The organism is Methylobacterium sp. J-090 (genome assembly GCF_022829345.1).
In the GTDB taxonomy this organism is placed as follows: Bacteria; Pseudomonadota; Alphaproteobacteria; order Rhizobiales; family Beijerinckiaceae; genus Methylobacterium.
In genome coordinates, this window is sequence record NZ_JAKSXV010000064.1 from 1 (window position 1) to 20,650 (window position 20,650).

The following is a 20,650-nucleotide window of genomic DNA, read 5'->3' on the forward strand; positions in this document are numbered from 1 at the left end:
GCGCGGGCCGTACTTGTCGACGAACCAGCCCTCGACGGGCACGAGCCAGGTCTCGAACAGGACGAACAGGGTGAAGGCCCACTGGATCGCGGCGCGGTCGAAGCCGAACTTCTTCTGGATGTCGGGCACGAAGAACGTCCAGCCGTACTGAAGGTTGGCGATCATCACCATGCAGATCACACCGATGACCAGCTGGCCCCAGCGGTATCCGTCGCCTACAGGTTCAATTTTCCCTGCTACTTGACTTGGTTCGACCCTGTTCATGACGATCCTCCCGTTCTTTTGTTGTCCCAACATCATGCGCGAACGACCATGGCGTGCCGTCGCGCATCCGGGGCACCGAAGCGGTGCCGTCTGGTATTTGGAATACCAGGGTTGCGCGGCGCGCGGGCGGCGTCAAGAGTAGAAGCCGCAAGATTCGATTTTGCATCGCACCATGCTTCGCGTCGCGGCCGGCTCGACTGGCGAGATCAGTGTGTGGCCGATCGGCCGCAATACTCCACCGTATTCCCGCCGCGGCGAGATCAAGTGTCCGGTTCGCGCCGGTGTCGGGACTGCCGGATGGTGATCCCCGCGGCAGCGGCGGCGTTCGGAAGCATGATGCAGGTTCTCGCATCGGGCGTCGAAAAGTCGTGGCGTTTCTCGTAGGTATTGTGCATACCAGTGCCAGTCGGCGCAGTTCGACGGGAGGAAATGCCGTGGAGAACAGCGATGCGTCCGGTCGCGGCGCGGCCCTGCAATACATCCGCATGGATCGCACCGTCCGCGATGCCGTGCGCCTGCTGGCGCGGCCCGGCAGCGATGCCCTCGTGGTCATCGACGGCCGCCACGATTCCGATGGTGCCATCGTCGGCCTCTTGACGGAACGCGACATCTTCCGGGCCCTGACCGCCGGGGGCTTGGACGTGCTCGACGCCCTGGTCTGGACCCTGGCCAGGACCGATTTCGCCGCCGTCGATGTGGCGTTGGCCCCGCAGGAGCGCCTCGCGGCGTTCTGCCGGCACCGGACCGAACACCTCGCGGTGATGGACGGGTTCGCCCTGCGCTCCGTGGAGAGCATCTGGGATTGCCTGGCCGCCGCGCCGGTCCGGGGCACCGCCCCCGCGCCCTGACCGGGGATCGCCCGCCGGGCTGCGCTCACCGCGCGGTGGAGCTTTCGTTGCCGATTGTCGCGCGACTCTCAGGTGTCGCAACGCCTTGTTCTGCGACGCGATAGTATTGCGATGCAATAATTTCGTCGTCCGGCGTAAAATGACACTTCCGGCCGGTGGAGGATTGACCCGTCGACGGTTTGTATACAAAAATCACCGGTGGGTCACGAACCGGTGATCCCGGGCTCCACTGGGGGACGCCGCTGCGGCGGCACTTCGGTTGCGGGTTGGGACAAGGCGCGGGCGCACGGCCCGCTTCAAGGGAAACACCATGCGGTATCTCGCCATCCTCGAATGCCCCGTGATCTTCAGCGGCGAGAACGCCTTCGGGATGACGAGCATGGACATGTGCCCGTCCGTCGGCATCACGCGCGGGCTCATCAGCCGCCACGTGAAGGTCGTCGATTCCCAGCTGTTCGTCGTCAGCATCTGGGACAGCCAGTTCTGCGCCAAGCTGTTCTTCGATCCGGCCTGGTACGAGAAGGCCGAGACCCTGTGGGGCGAAAGCTACCAGCTTCGCCTCGACGCCATCGACGAGGCCCGCGTGGCCTGAGGATCGCGGGCGCGGCGGCCTTCGCCCCCCGACGCTCCGCCGGGGGATCGCGGTCTGCCGGGGTCCCGACCGACCCGCTGCCGCGGTTGGTCTCGATGCCCCGGCTGTGGCGACCCGCAGCCAGGGGCGAAGCCGCACGGCCGACTCCCTCGCGGTCGGCCCCGGGGGGCCTCTGGTCGATGCTGGCGGACCCTCGGCGGGCGCGGCGATTCTGCCGGCGGGCACGGGGCACGTCCGGATCGGGCTTACGCAACCCGTCCGGGGCGCAATCGTCCATGCCCCCACCACCCTCCAGGTCTGATACCTCTTCCGATCAATCACTTCGAATCGAACGGTCGCGTCGGTGCTCCCTCTCCTGGAAGGTGTGTGGACCCGCGTTTCACCGCCTCACCGACCTGATCAAGCGGAAACCGTATGAGGGGATCGGCCCTCGGTTGAGCGCGCCCCGACGGGGAATGGCACTGTCCAAGGCAATTCAAATCATAAGCAAGCTTGGCCTTGGAACGACCAATAATCATTATGTATAAAGTCCTAGTAAGCATTTATGTCTACTGAATTTATGAGAACTGCACGATAGACACAGATTTCAGTAGTCAGTACGGTGTAGCGTGGCGAATCAACGCCATTTTTCATTGGAGATGCACGCCATGTCTCTCATTGAAAGCACATTGCCGCTGTCGGATGCAGGTATCCAAACCATCCTGATTCAGCTCGATACTGGTAACGTCATCCAGTCAGAAGAAGGCGTCTATAGCGTTCAGGCCGACGGTTACATCGCCAGTCTGACCGGAAGACATTTCGAGTATGACGACACCGGTCACCTTGAAGCCGGCAAGGTGAATGCCCTTTATGGCACGACGGACACCGCCGCCGACAGAAGCGTTTTTCTGTCGGCGACCGGCCTCAAGGTCGACGTGGAAGAATTCCGGGACCTTTCCGCGCAGAACCCGGAGGCCGGGTTGAGATATATTCTCCGCGGCGACGACACGGTGATCGAAAATCAAACCGAATCGCAGAACGACGACATCCACACCTATGCGGGGAATGACACTGTCCTCGCCGGCCCTGGCGATGATCTCGTCCACGGGGGCAGGGGCGACGACCTTCTCCGGGGCCAGGCGGGCGACGACCAGCTCTGGGGCGGCCGTGGGAACGATGTCCTCGACGGCGGCGCCGGCGGCACCGGGAAGGACATCCTCACGGGCGGCAGGGGCGCCGACACCTTCGTGTTCATGGCCGATTACGGTCAGGATACGATCACGGATTTCGGACGCGGGCACGACAAGATCCAGCTTTCGCTCGCCGACTTCAAATCCTTCGCGGACGTCCAGGCGGCGTGGGCCCAGGTCGGCGACGACGTGGTGATCACCCCGGTCGAACCCAAGACCGACACCGATCTGGCGCAGACACTCACCATCGAGCACACCAAGCTCGCGGACCTGTCCGCCCACGACTTCCTGCTCGTCTGAACGACGGAAGACTGGGGCGACCCAGTCTTCACGGAGCCGGTTCCGGCGCCGCCGCGCGGTCGATCGGGAGCCGATCGGCCCCGAGCGGCCTGTCGCACCGACGTCATCGGCCTCGGGTCGATCACCCCCTCGGACACCGCCCCCACATCCGGCGAAAGCCGCGAGTCGCGATGCCTTGAAAAGACCGGGACGTCACCGCAAATTGTCTCCGCCGAGCGAGGATGCGAAGTCGAGCACAGTGATCAGCGGAAACGCCCGTAGGGTTCGTTCATGAGGGTCCTGGTCACCACCGAGAACATTCCGCAACATCGGAAGTTCGACTTATGGCGGGACGTCTCCTACGAACGCCTCATCCCGAGCGAGGCCCGGAAGACCGGTGATGGCCCGTTCGAGGGCATGCTCGAAGCGGCGGATGTCGGCGGTGTTCTCATCACGCGCTCGACGTTCGGCGCCCTGACGACCGAGGTGACCCCGGGAAACATCCGGCGTCACGGCAAGCAGCATACCCTCTCGGCCACCATAAGACTGGCCGGAATGGCCGCGAGCACGCAGAATGACCGGTCCCTGATCCACAATCCGGGCGAGATCGTCATCGTCGACAGATCGCGACCGGTTCGCCTGGACTTCGAGGCGCCGACCCAGTCGCTCGTGATCGAGATCGATCGCGATCGGATCGAGCGGTTGTTGGGACCGGCGGCGCTCTACAGCGCTCTGAAGATCGACGCCGGCCTGGGAAGCACGAAGCTTGCCGTCGGTTTCTTCAAGGACCTGGTCGACGTGCAGCACCGGCTTCCACCCGAGACGGCGGCGCGGATGGCCTCGATCGGTGTCGATCTCCTGGTCGCCAGCATCGCCGAACGCATGGCGCTCGAGACGCCGAGACCCCTCCACGGAACCGTCCTGGTCCAGCGCGCGAAAGCGTATCTCGAGACGAACCTGGACGATCAAACCTTGTGCCCGGCGCAACTGGCGCTCGCGATGGGTGTCTCGCTCCGGCGACTCCAGGAACTGTTCCGGGAGCGCGGTCGCAACATCTCCGATTGGATCTGGGAGCGCCGCCTCGACGTGGCGGCCGCCCGCCTGACCGATCCGAGATGCCTTCACCTCTCCATCGGCGCGATCGCCCACGGGTGCGGTTTTTCCGGCCAGGCCCATTTCTCGCGCCGCTTCAGGGATCGCTACGGCATGACCCCGAGCAAGTACAAACGGGTTGCGGCTCAGCCGAAGCAGAACCGGCCCTGACCGGCCCGTCCCGCGTCCCGGAGGCGCCACCATCGGGCTCGACGGCGCGGCTGCCGACTTCAGGACACCCGGTCCGGGCGTGCCGGCCCACCGCGATGCGGCCGATCGAAGTCCGATGCTGCTGCCGAACCCATGACCGGACGCGGATTCCCGCTGCGCCGTCCTCGGGCCTCGGGCTCCGGGACGGCCAAGTCATGCGGTTGAAGCATGGGTGGTGTTAGGAATGTGATATATCAACTCGCGCTGCACCATGGCATAGAAGCGGTGCAACATCGACCGAGGGGAACTCACATGCTCACCACCGTCATCGTCTCGACCGTCAGCCTGATCGCCCTTCAGGTCCTGCTCGTGATCAAGGCCGCCGACCGGCTCTCGCCCCAGACCGGCGCCAGCCGCACCGACGACCGCGCGCCCGCCGCCGCCGCGGCTGCCTCCGCCGGCCGCTTCGCCGGCATCGCCTGATCCGGAACGCCTACTCGGCGGCGATCCCCACGGGCACGCCGATGGCTCCCGACCGCGCGAGGGTGCGGCACTCGGAGTCCGAGTAGCCCAGCACCTCGCGCAGGATTTCGGCCGTGTGCTCGCCGAGCAGGGGCGAGCGCGTTACCTCCGTCGGGCTCGCCGAGAGCTTGATCGGGTTGCCGACGGTGAGGTAGCGTCCCCGCGTCGGGTGATCGACCTCCACTACCGTCCCGGCCGCGCGCAGGCCCGGGTCCTCGGCGATCTCCTTCATCGAGAGGATCGGCCCGCACGGGATGTGCAGGGCGTTGAGGATCGCCATCGCCTCGAACTTGGTCTTGGCCATGGTCCAGGCCTCGATGCGGGTGAAGATCTCGTTGAGGTGCGGCAGGCGGGCTTTCGCCGTCGCGTAGTCCGGGTGGGTCTTCCAGTCCGGCTCGCCGATGACGTCGCAGATCTTCTCCCAGACCGGCCCCTGGGTGATGAAGTACAGGTAGGCGTTGGGATCGGTCTCCCAGCCCTTGCACTTCAGGATGCGGCCGGGCTGGCCGCCGCCGGAATCGTTGCCCGCCCGCGGCACGGCATCGCCGAACGGAATGCCCTCGCCGAACTGGCTGTATTCCCGCAAGGGACCGCGCTCGAGGCGCTGCTGGTCGCGCAGCTTCACCCGGCAGAGGTTGAGCACCGAATCCTGCATGGCGCAGTCGACCCGCTGGCCGAGTCCCGAATGGGTGCGCTGGTAGAGGGCGGTGACGATGCCGAGGGCCAGGTGCAGGCCCGTGCCGGAATCGCCGATCTGCGCGCCCGTCACCATGGGCGTGCCCGTGCGGAACCCCGTGGTCGAGGCCGCCCCGCCGACGCATTGCGCGACGTTCTCGTAGACCTTGCACTCCGAATAGTCCCCCGGCCCGAACCCCTTGACCGAGGCCAGGATCATGCGCGGGTTGGCGGCGTGGATGGTCTCCCAGGTCAGGCCCATGCGGGCGAGCGCTCCCGGCGCGAAGTTCTCCACCAGCACGTCGCACTCGGACACCAGCCGCCACAGCACCTCGATCCCTTCGGGGGTCTTGGTGTCGAGGGTGATGGAGCGCTTGTTGTGGTTCAGCATGGTGAAGTACAGGCTGTCCACGTCGGGCAGGTCCTGAAGCTGATCGCGCGTCGCATCCCCCGCGCCGGGGCGCTCCACCTTGATCACGTCCGCCCCGAACCAGGCCAGCAGCTGCGTGCAGGTCGGCCCCGACTGGACATGGGTGAAGTCGAGGATCTTGACGTTTTCGAGCGCTTTCATGGTCTCACCGCTGGATTGAGACACGATACCGGATGGTGGCAGACCGACCCGCGAACAGGGCGTCCGGACAGGCAGCATCTCCGAGGCATCGGGCAGGCAACGCGGGTCCCCTCTCCTGAAAGGAGAGGGACAGGGTGAGGTGTGCGAACTCTCCGAGAAGGTCCCACACCTCACCCCAACCCTCTCCTTCCAGGAGAGGGAGTCCTGTCGCGCCTCACGTCGAAACGTGAAGGCTCACGACATCCCGCCTCACGCCGGCTTCTTGCGCACGGTGCTCTGCGGGTTGAGGCTGCCGATGTTGCCGCTCTCCGTGCCGGCCTGCGGGTCGATGACCGCATTGATCAGGGTCGGGCGGCCCGAATCCATGGCGGCGTTCACGGCCTGGGAGAGTTCGTCCGGCGTCGTCACGTTGACGCCGACGCCGCCGAAGGCTTCCATCATCCGGTCGTAGCGCGAATCCTTGACGAAGACCGTGGTGGCCGGGTCGCGGCCCGTCGGGTCGGTGTCGGTGCCGCGATAGATGCCGTTGTTGTTGAACACCACGATGCAGATCGGCAGCTCGTACCGGCAGATGGTCTCGACCTCCATGCCGGAGAAGCCGAAGGCCGAATCGCCCTCGACGGCGAGCACGGGGTGGCCGGTCTCGACGGCCGCCGCGATGGCGTAGCCCATGCCGATGCCCATGATGCCCCAGGTGCCGACATCGAGGCGCCTGCGCGGCTTGTGCATGTCGATGATGCCGCGCGCCAGGTCGAGGGTGTTGGCGCCCTCGTTGACCAGGATCGCGTCGGGCCGCTCGGCGATGATGGTCTTGAGCGCGCCCAAGGCCCCGTGAAAGTCCATGGGGGCCGCGTTCTTGCGCAGCTTGTTCGCCATCTTGGCGAGGTTCTCGTCGCGCTTGGCCTTGATGGCGTCGGTCCAGGCGGCGGGCGGGGCCGCCCAGTCCTTGCCCATGCCGTCCAGCAGCGCGCCGACGCAGGAGGCGATGTCGCCGACAACGGGCGCGACGATCTCGACGTTGGAATCCATCTCGCGGGGCTCGATGTCGATCTGGATGAACTTCTTCGAGCCGGGCGCACCCCAGGTCTTGCCCTTGCCGTGGGAGAGCAGCCAGTTCAGGCGCGCGCCGACGAGCAGCACGACGTCGGCCTCCTTCAGGACTAGGGAGCGCGCCGCGCCCGCCGACTGGGCGTGGGTGTCGGGCAGAAGGCCCTTGGCCATGCTCATGGGCACGTAGGGAATGCCTGAGCGCTCGACGAGGTCGCGGATCGCGTCGTCGGCCTGGGCGTAGGCCGCGCCCTTGCCGAGCACGATGAGGGGACGCTTGGCTTGCTTCAGCACGTTGAGGGCGCGCTTGATGGCATCGGGGGCGGGCAGCTGCGCCGGGGCCGCGTCGATGACCTTGACGAGGGACTTGGCGCCGGCCTCCGCATCCATCGTCTGGCTGAAGAGCTTGGCCGGCAGGTCGAGGTAGACGCCGCCGGGCCGGCCCGAGACCGCCGCCCGGATGGCGCGCGCCACGGCGATGCCGATATCGGCGGCGTGCAGCACGCGGAAGGCCGCCTTGCACAGGGGCTTGGCGATGGCGAGCTGGTCCATCTCCTCGTAGTCGCCCTGCTGCAGGTCGACGATCTCGCGCTCGGACGAGCCCGAGATCAGGATCATCGGGAAGCAGTTGGTGGTGGCGTTGGCGAGCGCCGTGAGGCCGTTGAGGAAGCCGGGCGCCGAGACCGTGAGGCAGATGCCGGGCTTCTGCGTGAGGAAGCCCGCGATGGCGGCGGCGTTGCCCGCGTGCTGCTCGTGGCGGAACGAGATCACCCGCATGCCGGCCGCCTGGGCCAACCGGCCGAGATCCGTGATCGGAATGCCCGGCACGCCATAGATGGTGGTGATGTCGTTGAGCTTGAGCGCGTCGATGACGAGGTGGAACCCGTCCGTGATCTCCGGCTCGGCGGCGGAATGATCGTCGACGAGGCTCTGGGCCAATGCTGCGGACATGGGTTTCCTCCTGGGTTGTTCTTGTGGTGCCCGGGTTCGGGCCGCGTTCGCGCAGGCCCACGCACCGAACGGGACGGTTCGTGAGGGGCGGGATCGAGGCGCCGATGGCGTCGGCGCCGGATATGTCGCGAGGGATTCGGCGTGTTCGTTTGCCAGTTCGTGAAAGTTGGCATACCAAATACCAGTCGTCAAGCGACGCCCGTCGTCCGGGTCCGGCGACCCGTCCGCAGGGGCGGCTCACGGTCGGGGCGGCCGGATCACGAAGATGTGGCGGGACAGGCGTTCCGAGTTCGTCCCGCCCGGGACACCCGGAGCTTGCCCCGCCCCAAGTCCTTGTCTCACAAGGTTGAATTTGCCATGGTCACAATCATGGAAGCGCGGCCGGTACGGGCCGTTCCCACGGGGTCCGATGCGAAGGTGGTGAAGTCCGACATGTTTCACGTCAAACCCATCGCCGCGACGTCGAGCTTGCGCGCCCTGGCCTACGATGCGCTGAAAGAAGCCATCACCAACATGAACATCTACGATCAGAAGGACGAGGTTCGTCTGGACGAGCGCAAGTTGTCGTTGAATCTCGGGGTGAGTCGCACCCCCGTCCGCGAAGCACTGACGGTGCTCGAACAGGAAGGGTTCGTGCGCTTCGAGGCGCGGCGCGGCGTGTTCGTGATCAAGAAGACCAAGGACGAGATCGTCGCGATGATCCAGGCCTGGTCGGCCCTGGAGAGCATGGCCGCGCGCCTCGCCTGCACGCGGGCGACCGACGAGCAGCTGGCCTGCCTGCGCGAGCGGTTTCCGGAATTCTACGAGGGCCGCCCGTCCGACCACATGGACGAGTATTCGGACGCCAACATCCGTTTTCACCAGAAGATCATCTCGCTCGGCCAATGCGACGTGATCCGCGACATCACCAGCAACCTGCTGATGCACGTGCGCGGCATCCGCAACGCCGCCCTGCGCCAGGGCGACCGCGCCGCCAATTCCATCAAGGAGCACGTGGCGATCATCGAGGCCCTGGAGGCCCGCGACGCCGACCTGTCCGAGCGCCTCGTGCGCGAGCACGGCCTCGGACTGGCGCGTCACGTCGAGATGTACGGCGACTATCTGGATTGAGCCGGCCGCCGTCCCGCCGGGGGACGCGGCGGCGCGGGGCGGCTATCGCCTCGGATCGAGCGGTCACGACCGGCTCCCTCTCCTGGAAGGGAGGGCGATCGCAGATGAACGGCGACGGGGGCCCGTCTCCTTCCGGGCTACGGCATTCCCTCAACGTGCGGGCAGCACGGGTCCCCACACCTTCCAGGAGAGGGACAGGGTGAGGTGTGTGACCTTTCCGGGGAGTTCGCACACCTCACCCCAACCCTCTCCTTCCAGGAGAGGGGGCCTGTCGTGACTGTTCCAAGCGCTTTGCTTCGCGTTCGAGCGCCGGGAAAACCCATCTGCGATTGCCCTGCCTGGAAGGCGTGGGGACCCGCGCTCCATCCATTCCAGCGACCCGAACTGGTCGATCGGATTTGGTGTCGAACGACCGGCGCGCGTTCCCCTCTCCCCGAAAGCGGGGCGAAGGGAACGCGCGCCGAGGCGGTAGCGTCTCCGCGAGATCCGTCATGCAAGGCCCGTCTTGCAAGGCCCGTCTTGCAGGACCCGTCCTGGACGTCGTTCGATCGGGCGATCCGCATCCGCGATCGCCGTGTCCGTCACGGCGGGGCGCCCGCGCGATCAGCCGACAGCCCGACGCAAAACCCCTCACTGTCAGTGGTGTTCGACCGTCCGGGCGATGGCACGGCCGAGGCTGAGCAGGAGCAGATCGGCCGCCGCCGTCACCTCAGGCGGGGTATCGGCGTTCAGGGATCGTTTCAGCGAGATGGCGAGGTCCGCGGCCCGCGCCAGCGCGTCCTCCCCCGCCGACGGGGTGCCGAGGACGTAGCGCTCGCCGCCGTCCCGCATCTCGGTGATGTCGATCAGGATTCCGTGGGACCGGATCGGTTGGCTCGCCGCGTCGTGATAGGTCCGTCCGCGACTGAGCAGCCATCGGACCGTGCCGTCCATCAGGAAGACGCGGTACTCGGCCAGGACCACGCCGCCCAGGCGTATGGCCCGGAGCATATGATCCATGAGCCAGGTCATGTCGGCCGGATGGACCAACGCGAGGGCGCCCGGCCCCTTGAGCTCACGTCCGGCAAGTTCGGGATCGCCCGTCAGAAGTCGCGCCGCCCCCTCGTCGTAGACGACGACACCGCGAACATGATCCCACCCCCAGGTCCCGACGACGCACGAGGTCTCGAGGGCCGCACGGAGATGATCGAGATCTGTGGCGTGATGTGCCGTGGTATTCATGGACTGGCTTTCGATCGTATTCCGGCGCTTGCGCCGTCGCTTTGCCATGATGTGAAACCGTGTGATCCGCAATTTTAAATTGCGCACGCAACTCTCGGTTCCACGCGTCCGCATGGCACAGCTATGGCGTGAATGCCTTAAGGGAATACCATAGGCAGGTTCGCTCGATCGTCGCTCCGAACAACGTTCAGATATGTGCGACATTCATGCCAGGTCCGACAAAATGCCGCGGATCACGGTCCGCAGGGGATGACGACGTCCGCACAACATGGCGCTGATTCGGGAGATCGTTGGCCAGCTCCCGCGCCCCACGGCGAATCGGGGCGCGGGCGTGGCCGTCACCGAGACCGTCGCATCGCACGCGCGATTCGGAGGGCGGCGGTCACGCCGTATCGGCCCGTCGCACCGGCGGATCAGCGCCGCGCGAGGCGGGCCGGACCGGTCACCGACGGGGAGGGGGCGGCCGAATTGGTGGCCTCCTTGTAGATCGGCACGATCACGCGCAGCCATCCACGGGTCTCGCGGCCGCCGTAATTGCGCTCGGCCACGTCCTGCGTGACGTAGGCCTGGAGGTTCACCGGCCCGAAATTGTACCCGACGAGGCCGCCCACGGCGACCTGGCTCTGGCGCCGATAGCCGGGAAAGCGCGTCGGCAGGTCGGCCGATCCGAAGGCGACGGGGCCGATCTCCCATTTGCCGAACTTCTTCGTCGCCGTCAGATCGAGGTTGAGATAGTCGGGATAGACCGTTCCCTGCGGCGAGATCGGGTCGAGGTAGATGCCGTAGAGCAGGTTCGCCGTCAGGTTCCAGCCGTCGCCGGTGTAGCTCGCGGCGAAGCGGTGGCTGAGGGAGGCGTTCTGGATCACGAACCGGGTCTCGACGGGGTGGTAGCCGCCGAACAGGTAGCTGACGCCGAAATCGTCGCCGAGCTTCCAGGCGAGCTGGGCGGCGATCAGGGGCACGCCGATGCCGCTCTGGTAGGGCGCGCCGCGCACGCTCGAGGCGACGACGGGCTGGGTGGTGGCGAGGTTCAGCCGCGCGCCGAACAGGCTCCAGGGCGTGGCCCACAGGAAGGTCGGCAGGTTGATGTTCGATTCGGACTCGCGGGGCTGGGTGTCCCGCACGCCGAAGCTCGAGGTGTTCACGAAGTAGAGTCCGACGGGAAGCTGCGCCCCGACGGGGAGGCCGACGGTCTGGCCGGGCTGGGCCGCCGAGGCGGCCCGCGCCGCGCCCGACCCCAGGGCCAGGAGCGCGGTGCCCCCGAGGAGAGCCGCCCCGAACCGGCGCTGGACCGTGTTGATTCTGCCGATCATGCGTCGCCTCGCGAGAGCCGTCCGCAGCGCGGAATGCGCCGCGGCCGAACCGGCCCTCGCAGGGTTGACGGACCGGGTGCCGCGTTCCGTCCCACCCGGGGCGTTCGTGGGATGGCGGGTGTCGCAGGGGTGTCACACACCGATCGGTGTCGACGCGACGTCGGGTCCGGCCGCCTGTGGCACCGCCCCGACGAGGCGGTTCACGGCGGCTTCGGCGGCGAGGCCGATGAGGGCGCCCGCGATCACGTCCGCCGGGTAGTGCGCCCCGCGCAGCACCTGCGCCGCCACCACGCCGCCCGCCGCCGCATGGGCGATATGACGTGCGCGCGGCCGGGTGCGGGCGACGGCCCGCGCCACCGCGACGCTCACGGCGGCATGCCCCGACGGGAAGGATTGCCAGGGCCCGTCATTGGGGCCGAGCCATCCCCGCGCGTACAGGCCGGTCTCCATCAGCACGTTGGGCCGGGTACGGTGGACGAGGCGCTTCAGGGTGGTCTTGACCACGCTCGCCAGGAGTCCGGCCCCGAGCATGTGCCGGCCGGCCGCCGCCATCCGGGAATCGCCCCGCACCGCGCCCGCCGCCCAGATCGCGGCGGACCCGGCGAACAGCACCTCCCAGGCGCCGACCTCGCTGAGGGCGCCCACGGCGCGGATGGCCGGATGGTCCCTGGCCGCGCCGAGGCCGACCGCGAGGCCGATGTCGGCCGTTTCCCCCGGCAGGCGGTGGGAATCACGGGTCCGGTCCGGGATGTCATGGTCGCGCATGGCTCTCAACGCGGCCGTGGTCCGTGCGTTCGACGGCCCGCGGCCGCGCGCCGGGACGCCGCGCCGGCGCCGGGCGGCCGTGGACCGGCGCAGGGCTTCACCGCGCGGACCGGCGGCCCCGTTCCACCCGGGGGACGCGCCGTTCCGCGCTGCACGGCGCGGAACGGGGATTGCGGCTCGCCGCGCCGCCGTCTTGGAGCCTTCCCCGCCACAATGCCCGAAATAAGCGCCTGCGCCACCGCCAAGGTGCTCCGGTGCCTTGGAGTTGACATCGTCCGGTGGCCGAGCGTTGCCCGAACGGGTTCGGCACAGATTGCGATCGCCGGATCCAGGGTCGTGAGGAGTTTTCGAATGTCGAGACGCAGGTATCACAAGTTGTCCGGTGCGGCGTGCGTCGCGGCCCTCCTCGGTCTCCTGGGTCAGGCCCAGGCGGCGACCTGCGGCAACACCGCGTCGGGCTTCGAATCCTGGAAGCGGGATTTCGCCGACGAGTCGCGCGGTCGGGCGAGTGCCGAAAGCTTGGCCGCCCTGATGGGAACATCTTACTCGACGGCGACCATCTCGGCCGACCGGGGCCAGAAGAGCTTCAAGCTCAGCCTCGATCAGTTCCTGGCCAAGCGCGGCGGCCCCGCCATCGTCTCTCGCGGACGCGCCCTGAAGCAGCAGAACGCGGCCCTGTTCGCCTCCATCGAGCAGCGCTACGGCGTGCCGGCCGGCCCGCTCCTGGCGATCTGGGGCATGGAGACCGGCTTCGGCGCCGTGCGCGGCAACGTCAACACCCTGTCGGCTGTGGCGACCCTCGCCTACGATTGTCGCCGCTCGGCCTTCTTCACCGACCAGCTCAACGCCGCCCTGACCCTCGTCGATCGGGGCATCCTCACGCCCGCCACCCGGGGCGCCGCCCACGGCGAGGTCGGCCACACCCAGTTCCTGCCCAAGAGCGTGCTGAACTACGGGACCGGCGGCAGCCTCGACAGCATCCCCAACGCCTTGAACGCAACCGCGAATTTCCTCAAGGCGCATGGCTGGCAGCGTGGGGCCGGCTACCAGCCGGGCGAGCCGAACTTCGCCGCGATCCAGGGCTGGAATGCGGCCTCCGTCTACCAGAGGGCCATCGCTCTCCTCGGCAGCCGGATCGACGGGCAGTGATCCTTTACCCCGGGCGCCAACCGGCGCCTGGGGACCAACCCATCAGACCCGTTGGGGATTCCAGCCGATCGACCGGCGCAGGAATCCGATGCCCAGGGCCATGAAGGTCGCGGCCTGCGTGCTGTCGTTGCCGTAGCCGTGCCCCCCGGCGGCGGGCTCGTAGAACGCGGTTCCATAGCCGAGCGCCTGCAGCTTGGCGGCCATCTTGCGGGCATGGCCCGGATGGACGCGGTCGTCGCGCCGGCTCGTGGCGATAAGGGTCGGTGGGTAGGGCCGTCCGGCTTCCGCCGCATGATAGGCCGAGATGCCCTGAAGGAACGCCCAATCCGCCGGATCGTCCGGGTCGCCGTACTCGGCGATCCAGCTCGCCCCGGCGAGCAGCTTGGTATAGCGCCGCATGTCGATGAGCGGGATGGTGCAGAACAGAGCGCCGAACCGCTCGGGATAGCGCGTCAGCATGTTGGCGATGAGGAGGCCGCCATTCGATCCGCCCTCGGCGGCGATGCGGCCCGGTCGTGTGATGCCGCGCCCCACGAGGTCGGCCGCCACGGCCGCGAAGTCGTCGTGCGCCAGCGCCTTGCCTTCCCGTCGTCCGGCTTCGTGCCAGGCCGTGCCGAACTCGCCGCCGCCGCGGATGTTGGCCACCACGCTGGTGCCGCCGGGTTCCAGCCAGAGCTTGCCCATCACCGCCTGGTAGGTCGGCAGGACCGAGACCTTGAAGCCGCCATAGGCGGTGAGATGCACGGGCGCATCGCCCGTCACACCGTCCGGTCCGGTCTGGACGTAGGGGATGCGCGTGCCGTCCTCTGAGACCGCCTCGTGCCGGGTCACCCGCAGGCCGGCCGCGTCGAAGGTCGCGGGCGTGGTCCGCAGAACGGTCGGATTCGACAGGGCAGGGGGGATCGCCAACAGGGTCGGGGGCGTCACCGGGTCCTGTACCAGGGCGCTGAGTTCACCGTCGGTCTCATCCGGATCCGCGTCGAGGGGCCAGACCGACACGGTGCCGATGGCCGGCAGGCCGGGGAGGGGACGGTAGGTCCAGCCCGCCGGGCCCACTTCGCACAGGCCGAAACGCGGACTCAGGTTATCCAGGGCGCCAATGATGAGGCGCTTGCCCGACCAGAACACGTCCTGCAGGGCGCGCCGCTCACTCGGTTCCCACAGAACCGCGAAGTTCCTGTCCCCGGCGAGGAAGTCCGGCAGCGCCATCGCCACCACCGTGTCGGGAGCATAGGTACGCCCACCGACGCTCCAGGTCGTGCGCGGCTGAACGGCGAGCCTGTCATGGTGGAGGTGGATTTCGGCATCGGACGGGATGTCGAGACGCGTGGCGACGCCGTCGCGTTTCGCCAGATGGAGATGCCCATCGAAGAAGCCCGTGCGCTCGGCGATGACGATGCGCTCCTCGCCCGCGGGTCGCTCGACGCCGGCCCAGACGCCCATGTTGTCCGATGCGGTCTCGAACAGGATTTTCGCGGCCTGTGGATCGGTCCCGCGCATCCACACGCGCACGGTGCGGGGATAGCCGGCGCGGGTGGCCATGCCCTCGCCGAGGGCGCTCGACAGGAGCAGGGTGTCGCGGTCGAGCCAGGTCGCCCCGCCCTTGGCCTCGGGCAGGACGAAGCCGTCGCCCACGAAGGCCAGGGTGGTCATGTCGAACTCCCGCAGGACCGTGGCATCACCCCCACCCCGGCTGAGTTTCAACAGGGCCCGGTCGCGGGTCCGGGGAATCAGGTCGGCTCCGGCCCAGACCCAATCCTCGCCCTCGGCCGCTGCCAGGGCGTCGAGGTCCAGCAGGACATCCCAGTCGGGCGTCCCGTCGCGGTAATCGCTCTCTGTGGTCCGGCGCCACAGACCGCGCGGATGCTCGGCATCCTTCCAGAAATTGTAGAAGCGGTCACCCCGCCGGCGCACCATGGCGATGCGGTCCGGCCGGTCCATCAATGCGCGGGCGGTCTCGCGATCGCGGGTAAACGATCCATCGGCGAAGCGCGCCAGGGTGCCGGTATTCTGCGCCTCGACCCAGGCCAACGCTGCCGCGCCGTCGACCGCTTCGAGCCAGAGATAGGGATCGTCGTCCGGCCGGTCGCGGGTCGGGCGTGGGTCCGGGATGAATTTGGTCGAATCTGTCATGGGCGCAAAGGTAAGCCAACTCGGCCGGCGAGGCACGGCCCGCCTACAGCAATCTGCGGTGCGCGTCGGGCGAACGATGACGTTCCCGCGAGCGGGGGGATTACTGCCGGGGGGGTGCTGCGAGCGGTCGCGGATCGGGCCGCTTGAAGCAGCGGCGCAGGGCGCGATGTCGACCTCATGCCACACGCGTCCGCCACCCCACCACCCACACTCTTCTGTCTGCATTTCCTCGGCGGCTCTGCACGCGAGTGGGATGGCGTGGCGCGACAGCTCGGCGAAGCCATACGCTGTGTGGCCCTCGACCTGCCGGGCTTCGGCGACGCAGCGTCCGTGCCCGGCACCTCCGTGGCCGCTATGGCTGACCACATCGCCGGGCAGATCGCCACCCTGGCCCCCGCGCACTGGTGGATCGCGGGGCACAGCATGGGAGCGAAGGTCGCTCTCGCGCTGGCGCGCCGGGCGGAGGATGGCGATCCAACGCTCGCAGGCTTCGAGGGCCTCGTTCTCCTGGCCGGCTCGCCGCCCAGCCCCGAGCCCATGTCGGAAGACAAGCGTCAGGAGATGATAGCCTGGATCTCCGCTGACGCGGGCACGCGGCATGCGAAAGCCGATGAATTCATCGACCAGAACACCGGTGTTCCCCTCCAGGAACCCGACAAGGTACGCGCCGTGGCCGATGTGTTGCGGGCCGATCCGAGCGCCTGGATCGCGTGGCTCGAGGCAGGCAGTCGGGAGGATTTGACCCGCTGCATCGGTGTGCTGCGATCTCCCGCCCTGGTGCTCAGCGGATCGGAAGACGCCGATCTCGGTGCCGCCGCGCAGGCCTGCCTGATGCTGCCGCATCTTGCCGATGCTCGGCACATCGTGCTCGACGGGGCCGGCCATCTGCTGCCACTGGAGCGGCCGGAAACCGTGGCCGAACTGGTCCGCGAAGCGATGGCTCGGCCGACGGGGCTTTGTCCGGTGCCGGTGCCCGTGCCAGAGGCGTATGAGGCCCTCATCGTTTCGCCGCGGGTCAATGGCCGCCTGCGTGCGGCTCTGGAGACACGGGCCGAGCCGGACGATCCGGCCTATCGCCCGACGGTCCTGAATGCCGTCGAACTCGCGCTCCTGCGGGCGGTGGTCGATCGGGTGCTGCCACAACCTAGCGAGCCCCGCATCGACATCGGTGCCCGCATTGAGGTGCGTCTGGCGAGCGGAACGGGCGACGGCTGGCGATTTGTCAGGTTGCCACCCGACCCCGAAGCCTACGCGGCAGCCCTGCGCACCCTCGATGTGGCCTCCTCGGCCACTCATGCGGTCGGGTTCCTTGCGCTCCAGACACAGGTGCAGGACGCCTTGCTTGCGGCCGTCGCGGAGGGCGAATTGCCGACCGTCGATGGAGACCTCGATGGTCCGCAGATGAAGCTGTGGTTCGAGGATCTGCGCGGCGACGTGGTGCGAACCTATCTCGCCCATCCGGCCGCCCTGGCACGCCTCGGCTTCAGTGGCATCGGCGCCGGGGGCGACGACAGCGAACGCCTGTCCGGCTTCACCGAACTCGGAATCGACGCCCGGGAGCCCTGGGAACCCATCGCTCAGGGGACGGATGTCCGATGAACCTCGACACCATGCGCCGTTACGCCACCGACGAGATGGTCGATGCCGTCGTCATCGGTACGGGGGCGGGGGGCGCGCCGCTCCTCGCGCGACTGGCCGCGGCCGGCCTGAAGGTGGTCGCCCTGGAGGCGGGGCCGAACTTCGATCCGGCCCGGTTCGCCTTTGACGAAACCCTGGCCGACGAGATCTACTGGACCGAGGAGCGCCTCAGCGGCGGCTCCACCCCGGAGGCGTTCGGGGCCAACAACAGCGGCACGGGAGTCGGCGGTTCGACCCTGCATTGGGGGGCGTTCACCCCCCGGGCCGACCAGCGTGATTTGAAGCTCCGCACGGAGACGGGAGAGGGGATCGACTGGCCCGTCGATTACGACGAGCTGAAGCCATTCTATGAGCGTGTGGAAGGGTTTATCGGGGTCTCCGGCCCGCAATCCTACCCATGGGATGCGCAGCGGCGCTACCCTCTGGCGCCGGTGCCGCGCAACGGTCCGGCCCGGATCATGGCGCAGGCCTGCGAGGGCTTGGGCATTCGTGCCACCGATGCGCCGGCGGCGATGGTGTCGCGGGACTTCGCCCAGGAGGGGGGAGGGACCCGAAACGCCTGCATCAATTGCGGTTTCTGCCACCAGGGTTGCCGCAACGGCGCCAAGACCAGCATGGACGTGACCTACCTGCCGCTGGCCGTCGCGCATGGGGCCGAGATCCGTTCCCTGTGCCGCGTCCACGGAACGGCGCGCGACGGGACGGGACGGATCACGGCCGTTACGTACCGGCACGACGGAACGGAGCACCGGCAGCGATGCGCCGCGGTGTTCCTGTGTGCCGGCGCGGTGGAAACGCCCCGCCTGCTGCTCCATCTCGGCCTCGCCAACGGCAGCGGTCAGGTCGGTCGCAACTACATGGGCCACGTCGCGACCCAGGTCTGGGGCACCTTCGACGGCGAGGTCCGGATGAACCGCGGCTACCCGTCCTCGATCATCAGCGAGGACATGGTGCGGCCGGGCGACGCGGACTTCGCCGGCGGCTACCTCATGCAGAGTCTCGGCGTGGTCCCGCTCACCTTCGGCAACTCCGTGGCGCGGGGGCGCGGCCTGTGGGGACAGGCGCTGACCGACTACCTCGGGCGCTACAACCACATCGCCGGCATCGGCATCAACGGCGAGACCCTGCCGTGCGATGCCAACGTCCTCACCCTGTCCGACGAGGTCGACGCCTTCGGGGTGCCGAAGGCTCACATCAGCTTCGGCTACGGGACCAACGAGGATCGCCTGAACCAGCAAGCCACCCGGACCATGAAGGCGATCTGGGAGGCGGCGGGCGCCAGCGACATCTGGGTGCTGGAGCGGGTGGCCCACACCCTGGGCACCTGTCGCATGGGGCGGGATGGCGACACGGCCGTGGTCGATCCGTTCGGCCGCAGCTTCGAGGTGCCGAATCTCTGGATCAGCGACGGCTCGACCTTCCCGAGCTCGCTCTCGGCCAACCCGGCGCTGACCATCATGGCGCTCAGCCTGCGCACGGCCGAGGCGTTCCTCAGGGGCCGGTAGGGACCTCCAGTTTCGCCGCGACCGGACGCTGCGGCGGTGCGGGGACGCGCCGGTTCGCGAGACCGGTGAGTGCCCGGATCGGCACGAGGGCCAGCGCGGCGAGGCGGATGTGGCGCGCCAGCTCGAACGGCCCGAGGGGGCGGTAGACGAGGCGCGGGCTCACCCGCTCGGCTTCGGCCACCGCGAGGCCGGGGAGCGGCAGGGCGGCGATGCGGGCGGCGTCGGATTCGGGGATCTTCAGGAAACGTGCCCAGCCGCGCGTTAGACCGAGCCGGCCGTCGGCGTGGAGGCGGCGCAGGCGGCGCCGGCATAGGTAGCGGAACACGGCGCGTGGCACCGCTTCGAGGCGGGCGTCGCACAGGCTGTCGGGCTTCTCGCAGCGGGCTCGGATGGTGTCAGCGACACCGCCCGGTGCCCGGCCGACGAGGCGGCCCGACACCGTCACCACCACGTCGGGCGCGTGGCGGACGTGAAACCCTTGGCGTAGGAGGGCAGCGACGAAGGCGCCGTCCTCGCCCAGCGCAATGGCCGGCATGCCGCCCACCGCCACGTAGGCGTCGCGGGTCACCGCCAGGGTCGCGCCGATGGTGGTGCGGTGGCATGGCCAAGGATCGTACGGATCGGGGTCGAGGCGCGCCTCGATCTCCGTCAGCACGGCGCTGTAGGCATCCTCCAGGCGGCCGCGCTCGTGTAGGGACGGCGGCAGCAGGGCGGCCTCGTCGGCATCGAGCTCGATCCGTCCGGCCACCGCGTCGGCCCCGGCGCGCAGGGCCGCGAGGTTGCGGGCGACCCAGTCCGGCGGCACCCGGCTGTCGGCATCCGTGGACAGGATCGTGCCGCCGGCCGCCACCGGGCCGATCCACTCGACGGCGGCGTTCATGGCCTCGCGCCGGGCCCAACCGGCATGAGCGTCGGCATAATCCACGTGCGTGACCCGCATCGGCACCGACAGGGTCGGGCGCAGGGCCTCGACGATCTCCTGGGTGCCGTCCGTGCAGTTGTTGAGGAACAGCATGAGGCCGAGGCTGCCGGGCACGAGACCTGCCTGGGCGTCGATGGCGCGCAGACACGCCTCGATCCGCTCGGCCTCGTTGCGGACCGGGATGGCGATGACGGTGTCGGGGAAGTGGGGCGGCACGACAAGACTCCTGGCGCGCGGCTTTGGACGGCGCAGCGGGAATCGTCCCTAGCAGGTTGGCCAAGCGGAACAATGGCGGTGCGCAGCGACGCTTTACGCCAGTGGCTCGGCCTAACGCCTGTCCGATTCATGAAGGCGCGCCTGAAGTGATCGGCGTCCGCATATCCGGGTTCGAGGGCGATCCAGTCGATGGAGGGTCGTGTCTCATCCAGAGCCAAGGCGATCAGATGTGCTACGCACGACGCGAGATCATCGTTGAACGGCACTTCCGACGCTGCCGGCTGAGCAGGGTCGTAACGGTCTGGATTCGGGGCGCCGATCCGGTGTGCCGGAAAGACGAGGCCGGCTCGGGAGCCGAATGGGATCTCGCAACCGAACAGGTGCTCGACTGAAGGAGCGTGGTCTGCCATCGGGCGTCTCATCGAGGCCATCAGCCCGACCGACGCCGCCAACTTCTTTCCGCTGCCGGGTACGAACCGGATGAAACGGAAGGTGCTCCAAGAATGGGTGCCCGAGAG

General features: G+C 68.2%; 16 protein-coding genes and 1 pseudogene. 9 read left to right on the forward strand and 8 right to left on the reverse strand.

The annotated features are described in order from the left end of the window. Positions 1-264: pseudogene (locus MKK49_RS09435) on the reverse strand (oxalate/formate MFS antiporter); the annotation flags it as partial. Between the two features lie 434 nt (positions 265-698). On the opposite strand from MKK49_RS09435, the gene MKK49_RS09440 reads away from it, so the two are divergent. From MKK49_RS09440 to MKK49_RS09460, 5 genes are all read left to right on the forward strand, one after another. Beyond that, positions 699-1,112, forward strand: coding sequence for a CBS domain-containing protein (locus MKK49_RS09440; RefSeq protein WP_244027943.1), 414 nt, complete (start codon positions 699-701; stop codon positions 1,110-1,112). Positions 1,113-1,422: 310 nt separating this feature from the next. Continuing rightward, positions 1,423-1,704 carry a hypothetical protein gene (locus MKK49_RS09445; RefSeq protein ID WP_244027944.1) on the forward strand — a complete coding sequence of 94 codons (282 nt, stop codon included), beginning with the start codon at positions 1,423-1,425 and terminating at the stop codon, positions 1,702-1,704. A gap of 647 nt (positions 1,705-2,351) precedes the next feature. Beyond that, complete coding sequence (locus tag MKK49_RS09450) at positions 2,352-3,173, forward strand: calcium-binding protein (protein WP_244027945.1); 822 nt, start codon at positions 2,352-2,354, stop codon at positions 3,171-3,173. A 270-nt stretch (positions 3,174-3,443) separates the two neighbouring features. Next, the gene (locus MKK49_RS09455) at positions 3,444-4,415 is read left to right on the forward strand and encodes a helix-turn-helix domain-containing protein (protein ID WP_244027946.1); all 972 of its coding nucleotides are present in this window, start codon (positions 3,444-3,446) and stop codon (positions 4,413-4,415) included. A 291-nt stretch (positions 4,416-4,706) separates the two neighbouring features. Continuing rightward, the gene (locus MKK49_RS09460; RefSeq protein WP_244027947.1) at positions 4,707-4,877 is read left to right on the forward strand and encodes a hypothetical protein; all 171 of its coding nucleotides are present in this window, start codon (positions 4,707-4,709) and stop codon (positions 4,875-4,877) included. A gap of 10 nt (positions 4,878-4,887) precedes the next feature. On the opposite strand, the gene frc is transcribed toward MKK49_RS09460, so the two are convergent. Both frc and oxc read right to left on the reverse strand, forming a co-directional pair. Beyond that, a complete protein-coding gene (gene frc, locus MKK49_RS09465; RefSeq protein ID WP_244027948.1) occupies positions 4,888-6,162 on the reverse strand; it encodes a formyl-CoA transferase in 1,275 nt (424 codons plus the stop codon). A 249-nt stretch (positions 6,163-6,411) separates the two neighbouring features. Next, entirely contained in the window at positions 6,412-8,160 is a 1,749-nt protein-coding gene (gene oxc / locus MKK49_RS09470; protein WP_244027950.1) for an oxalyl-CoA decarboxylase, read from the reverse strand. Between the two features lie 432 nt (positions 8,161-8,592). On the opposite strand from oxc, the gene MKK49_RS09475 reads away from it, so the two are divergent. Continuing rightward, positions 8,593-9,270 (forward strand): GntR family transcriptional regulator, encoded by a 678-nt coding sequence (locus MKK49_RS09475; RefSeq protein ID WP_244027951.1) that lies wholly within the window; start codon positions 8,593-8,595, stop codon positions 9,268-9,270. A 636-nt stretch (positions 9,271-9,906) separates the two neighbouring features. On the opposite strand, the gene MKK49_RS09480 is transcribed toward MKK49_RS09475, so the two are convergent. The 3 genes from MKK49_RS09480 to MKK49_RS09490 all read right to left on the reverse strand — a co-directional run bounded on the left by MKK49_RS09480 (position 9,907) and on the right by MKK49_RS09490 (position 12,569). Beyond that, positions 9,907-10,491, reverse strand: coding sequence for a PAS domain-containing protein (locus MKK49_RS09480; RefSeq protein ID WP_244027952.1), 585 nt, complete (start codon positions 10,489-10,491; stop codon positions 9,907-9,909). 413 nt (positions 10,492-10,904) lie between these two features. After that, positions 10,905-11,804: a transporter gene (locus MKK49_RS09485; protein WP_244027953.1), complete on the reverse strand. Its 900-nt coding sequence runs from the start codon at positions 11,802-11,804 to the stop codon at positions 10,905-10,907. A gap of 132 nt (positions 11,805-11,936) precedes the next feature. After that, positions 11,937-12,569 carry a phosphatase PAP2 family protein gene (locus MKK49_RS09490; protein ID WP_244027954.1) on the reverse strand — a complete coding sequence of 211 codons (633 nt, stop codon included), beginning with the start codon at positions 12,567-12,569 and terminating at the stop codon, positions 11,937-11,939. Positions 12,570-12,920: 351 nt separating this feature from the next. On the opposite strand from MKK49_RS09490, the gene MKK49_RS09495 reads away from it, so the two are divergent. Next, positions 12,921-13,718, forward strand: coding sequence for a lytic transglycosylase domain-containing protein (locus MKK49_RS09495; RefSeq protein ID WP_244027955.1), 798 nt, complete (start codon positions 12,921-12,923; stop codon positions 13,716-13,718). A 42-nt stretch (positions 13,719-13,760) separates the two neighbouring features. On the opposite strand, the gene MKK49_RS09500 is transcribed toward MKK49_RS09495, so the two are convergent. After that, a complete protein-coding gene (locus MKK49_RS09500; RefSeq protein WP_244027956.1) occupies positions 13,761-15,851 on the reverse strand; it encodes a prolyl oligopeptidase family serine peptidase in 2,091 nt (696 codons plus the stop codon). 177 nt (positions 15,852-16,028) lie between these two features. Between MKK49_RS09500 and MKK49_RS09505 the strand changes: the two genes are divergently transcribed. Next, on the forward strand, positions 16,029-17,450 hold the full coding sequence (locus MKK49_RS09505; protein ID WP_279595437.1) for an alpha/beta hydrolase: 1,422 nt from the start codon (positions 16,029-16,031) through the stop codon (positions 17,448-17,450). Continuing rightward, a complete protein-coding gene (locus MKK49_RS09510) occupies positions 17,447-18,994 on the forward strand; it encodes a GMC family oxidoreductase (protein ID WP_244027958.1) in 1,548 nt (515 codons plus the stop codon). Before MKK49_RS09505 ends, MKK49_RS09510 begins: the two co-directional genes overlap by 4 nt. Here MKK49_RS09510 and MKK49_RS09515 read toward each other — a convergent pair. Continuing rightward, complete coding sequence (locus MKK49_RS09515; RefSeq protein WP_244027959.1) at positions 18,981-20,132, reverse strand: glycosyltransferase; 1,152 nt, start codon at positions 20,130-20,132, stop codon at positions 18,981-18,983. The two genes, MKK49_RS09510 and MKK49_RS09515, sit on opposite strands and share 14 nt — an antisense overlap. Between the last annotated feature and the right edge of the window lie 518 nt (positions 20,133-20,650).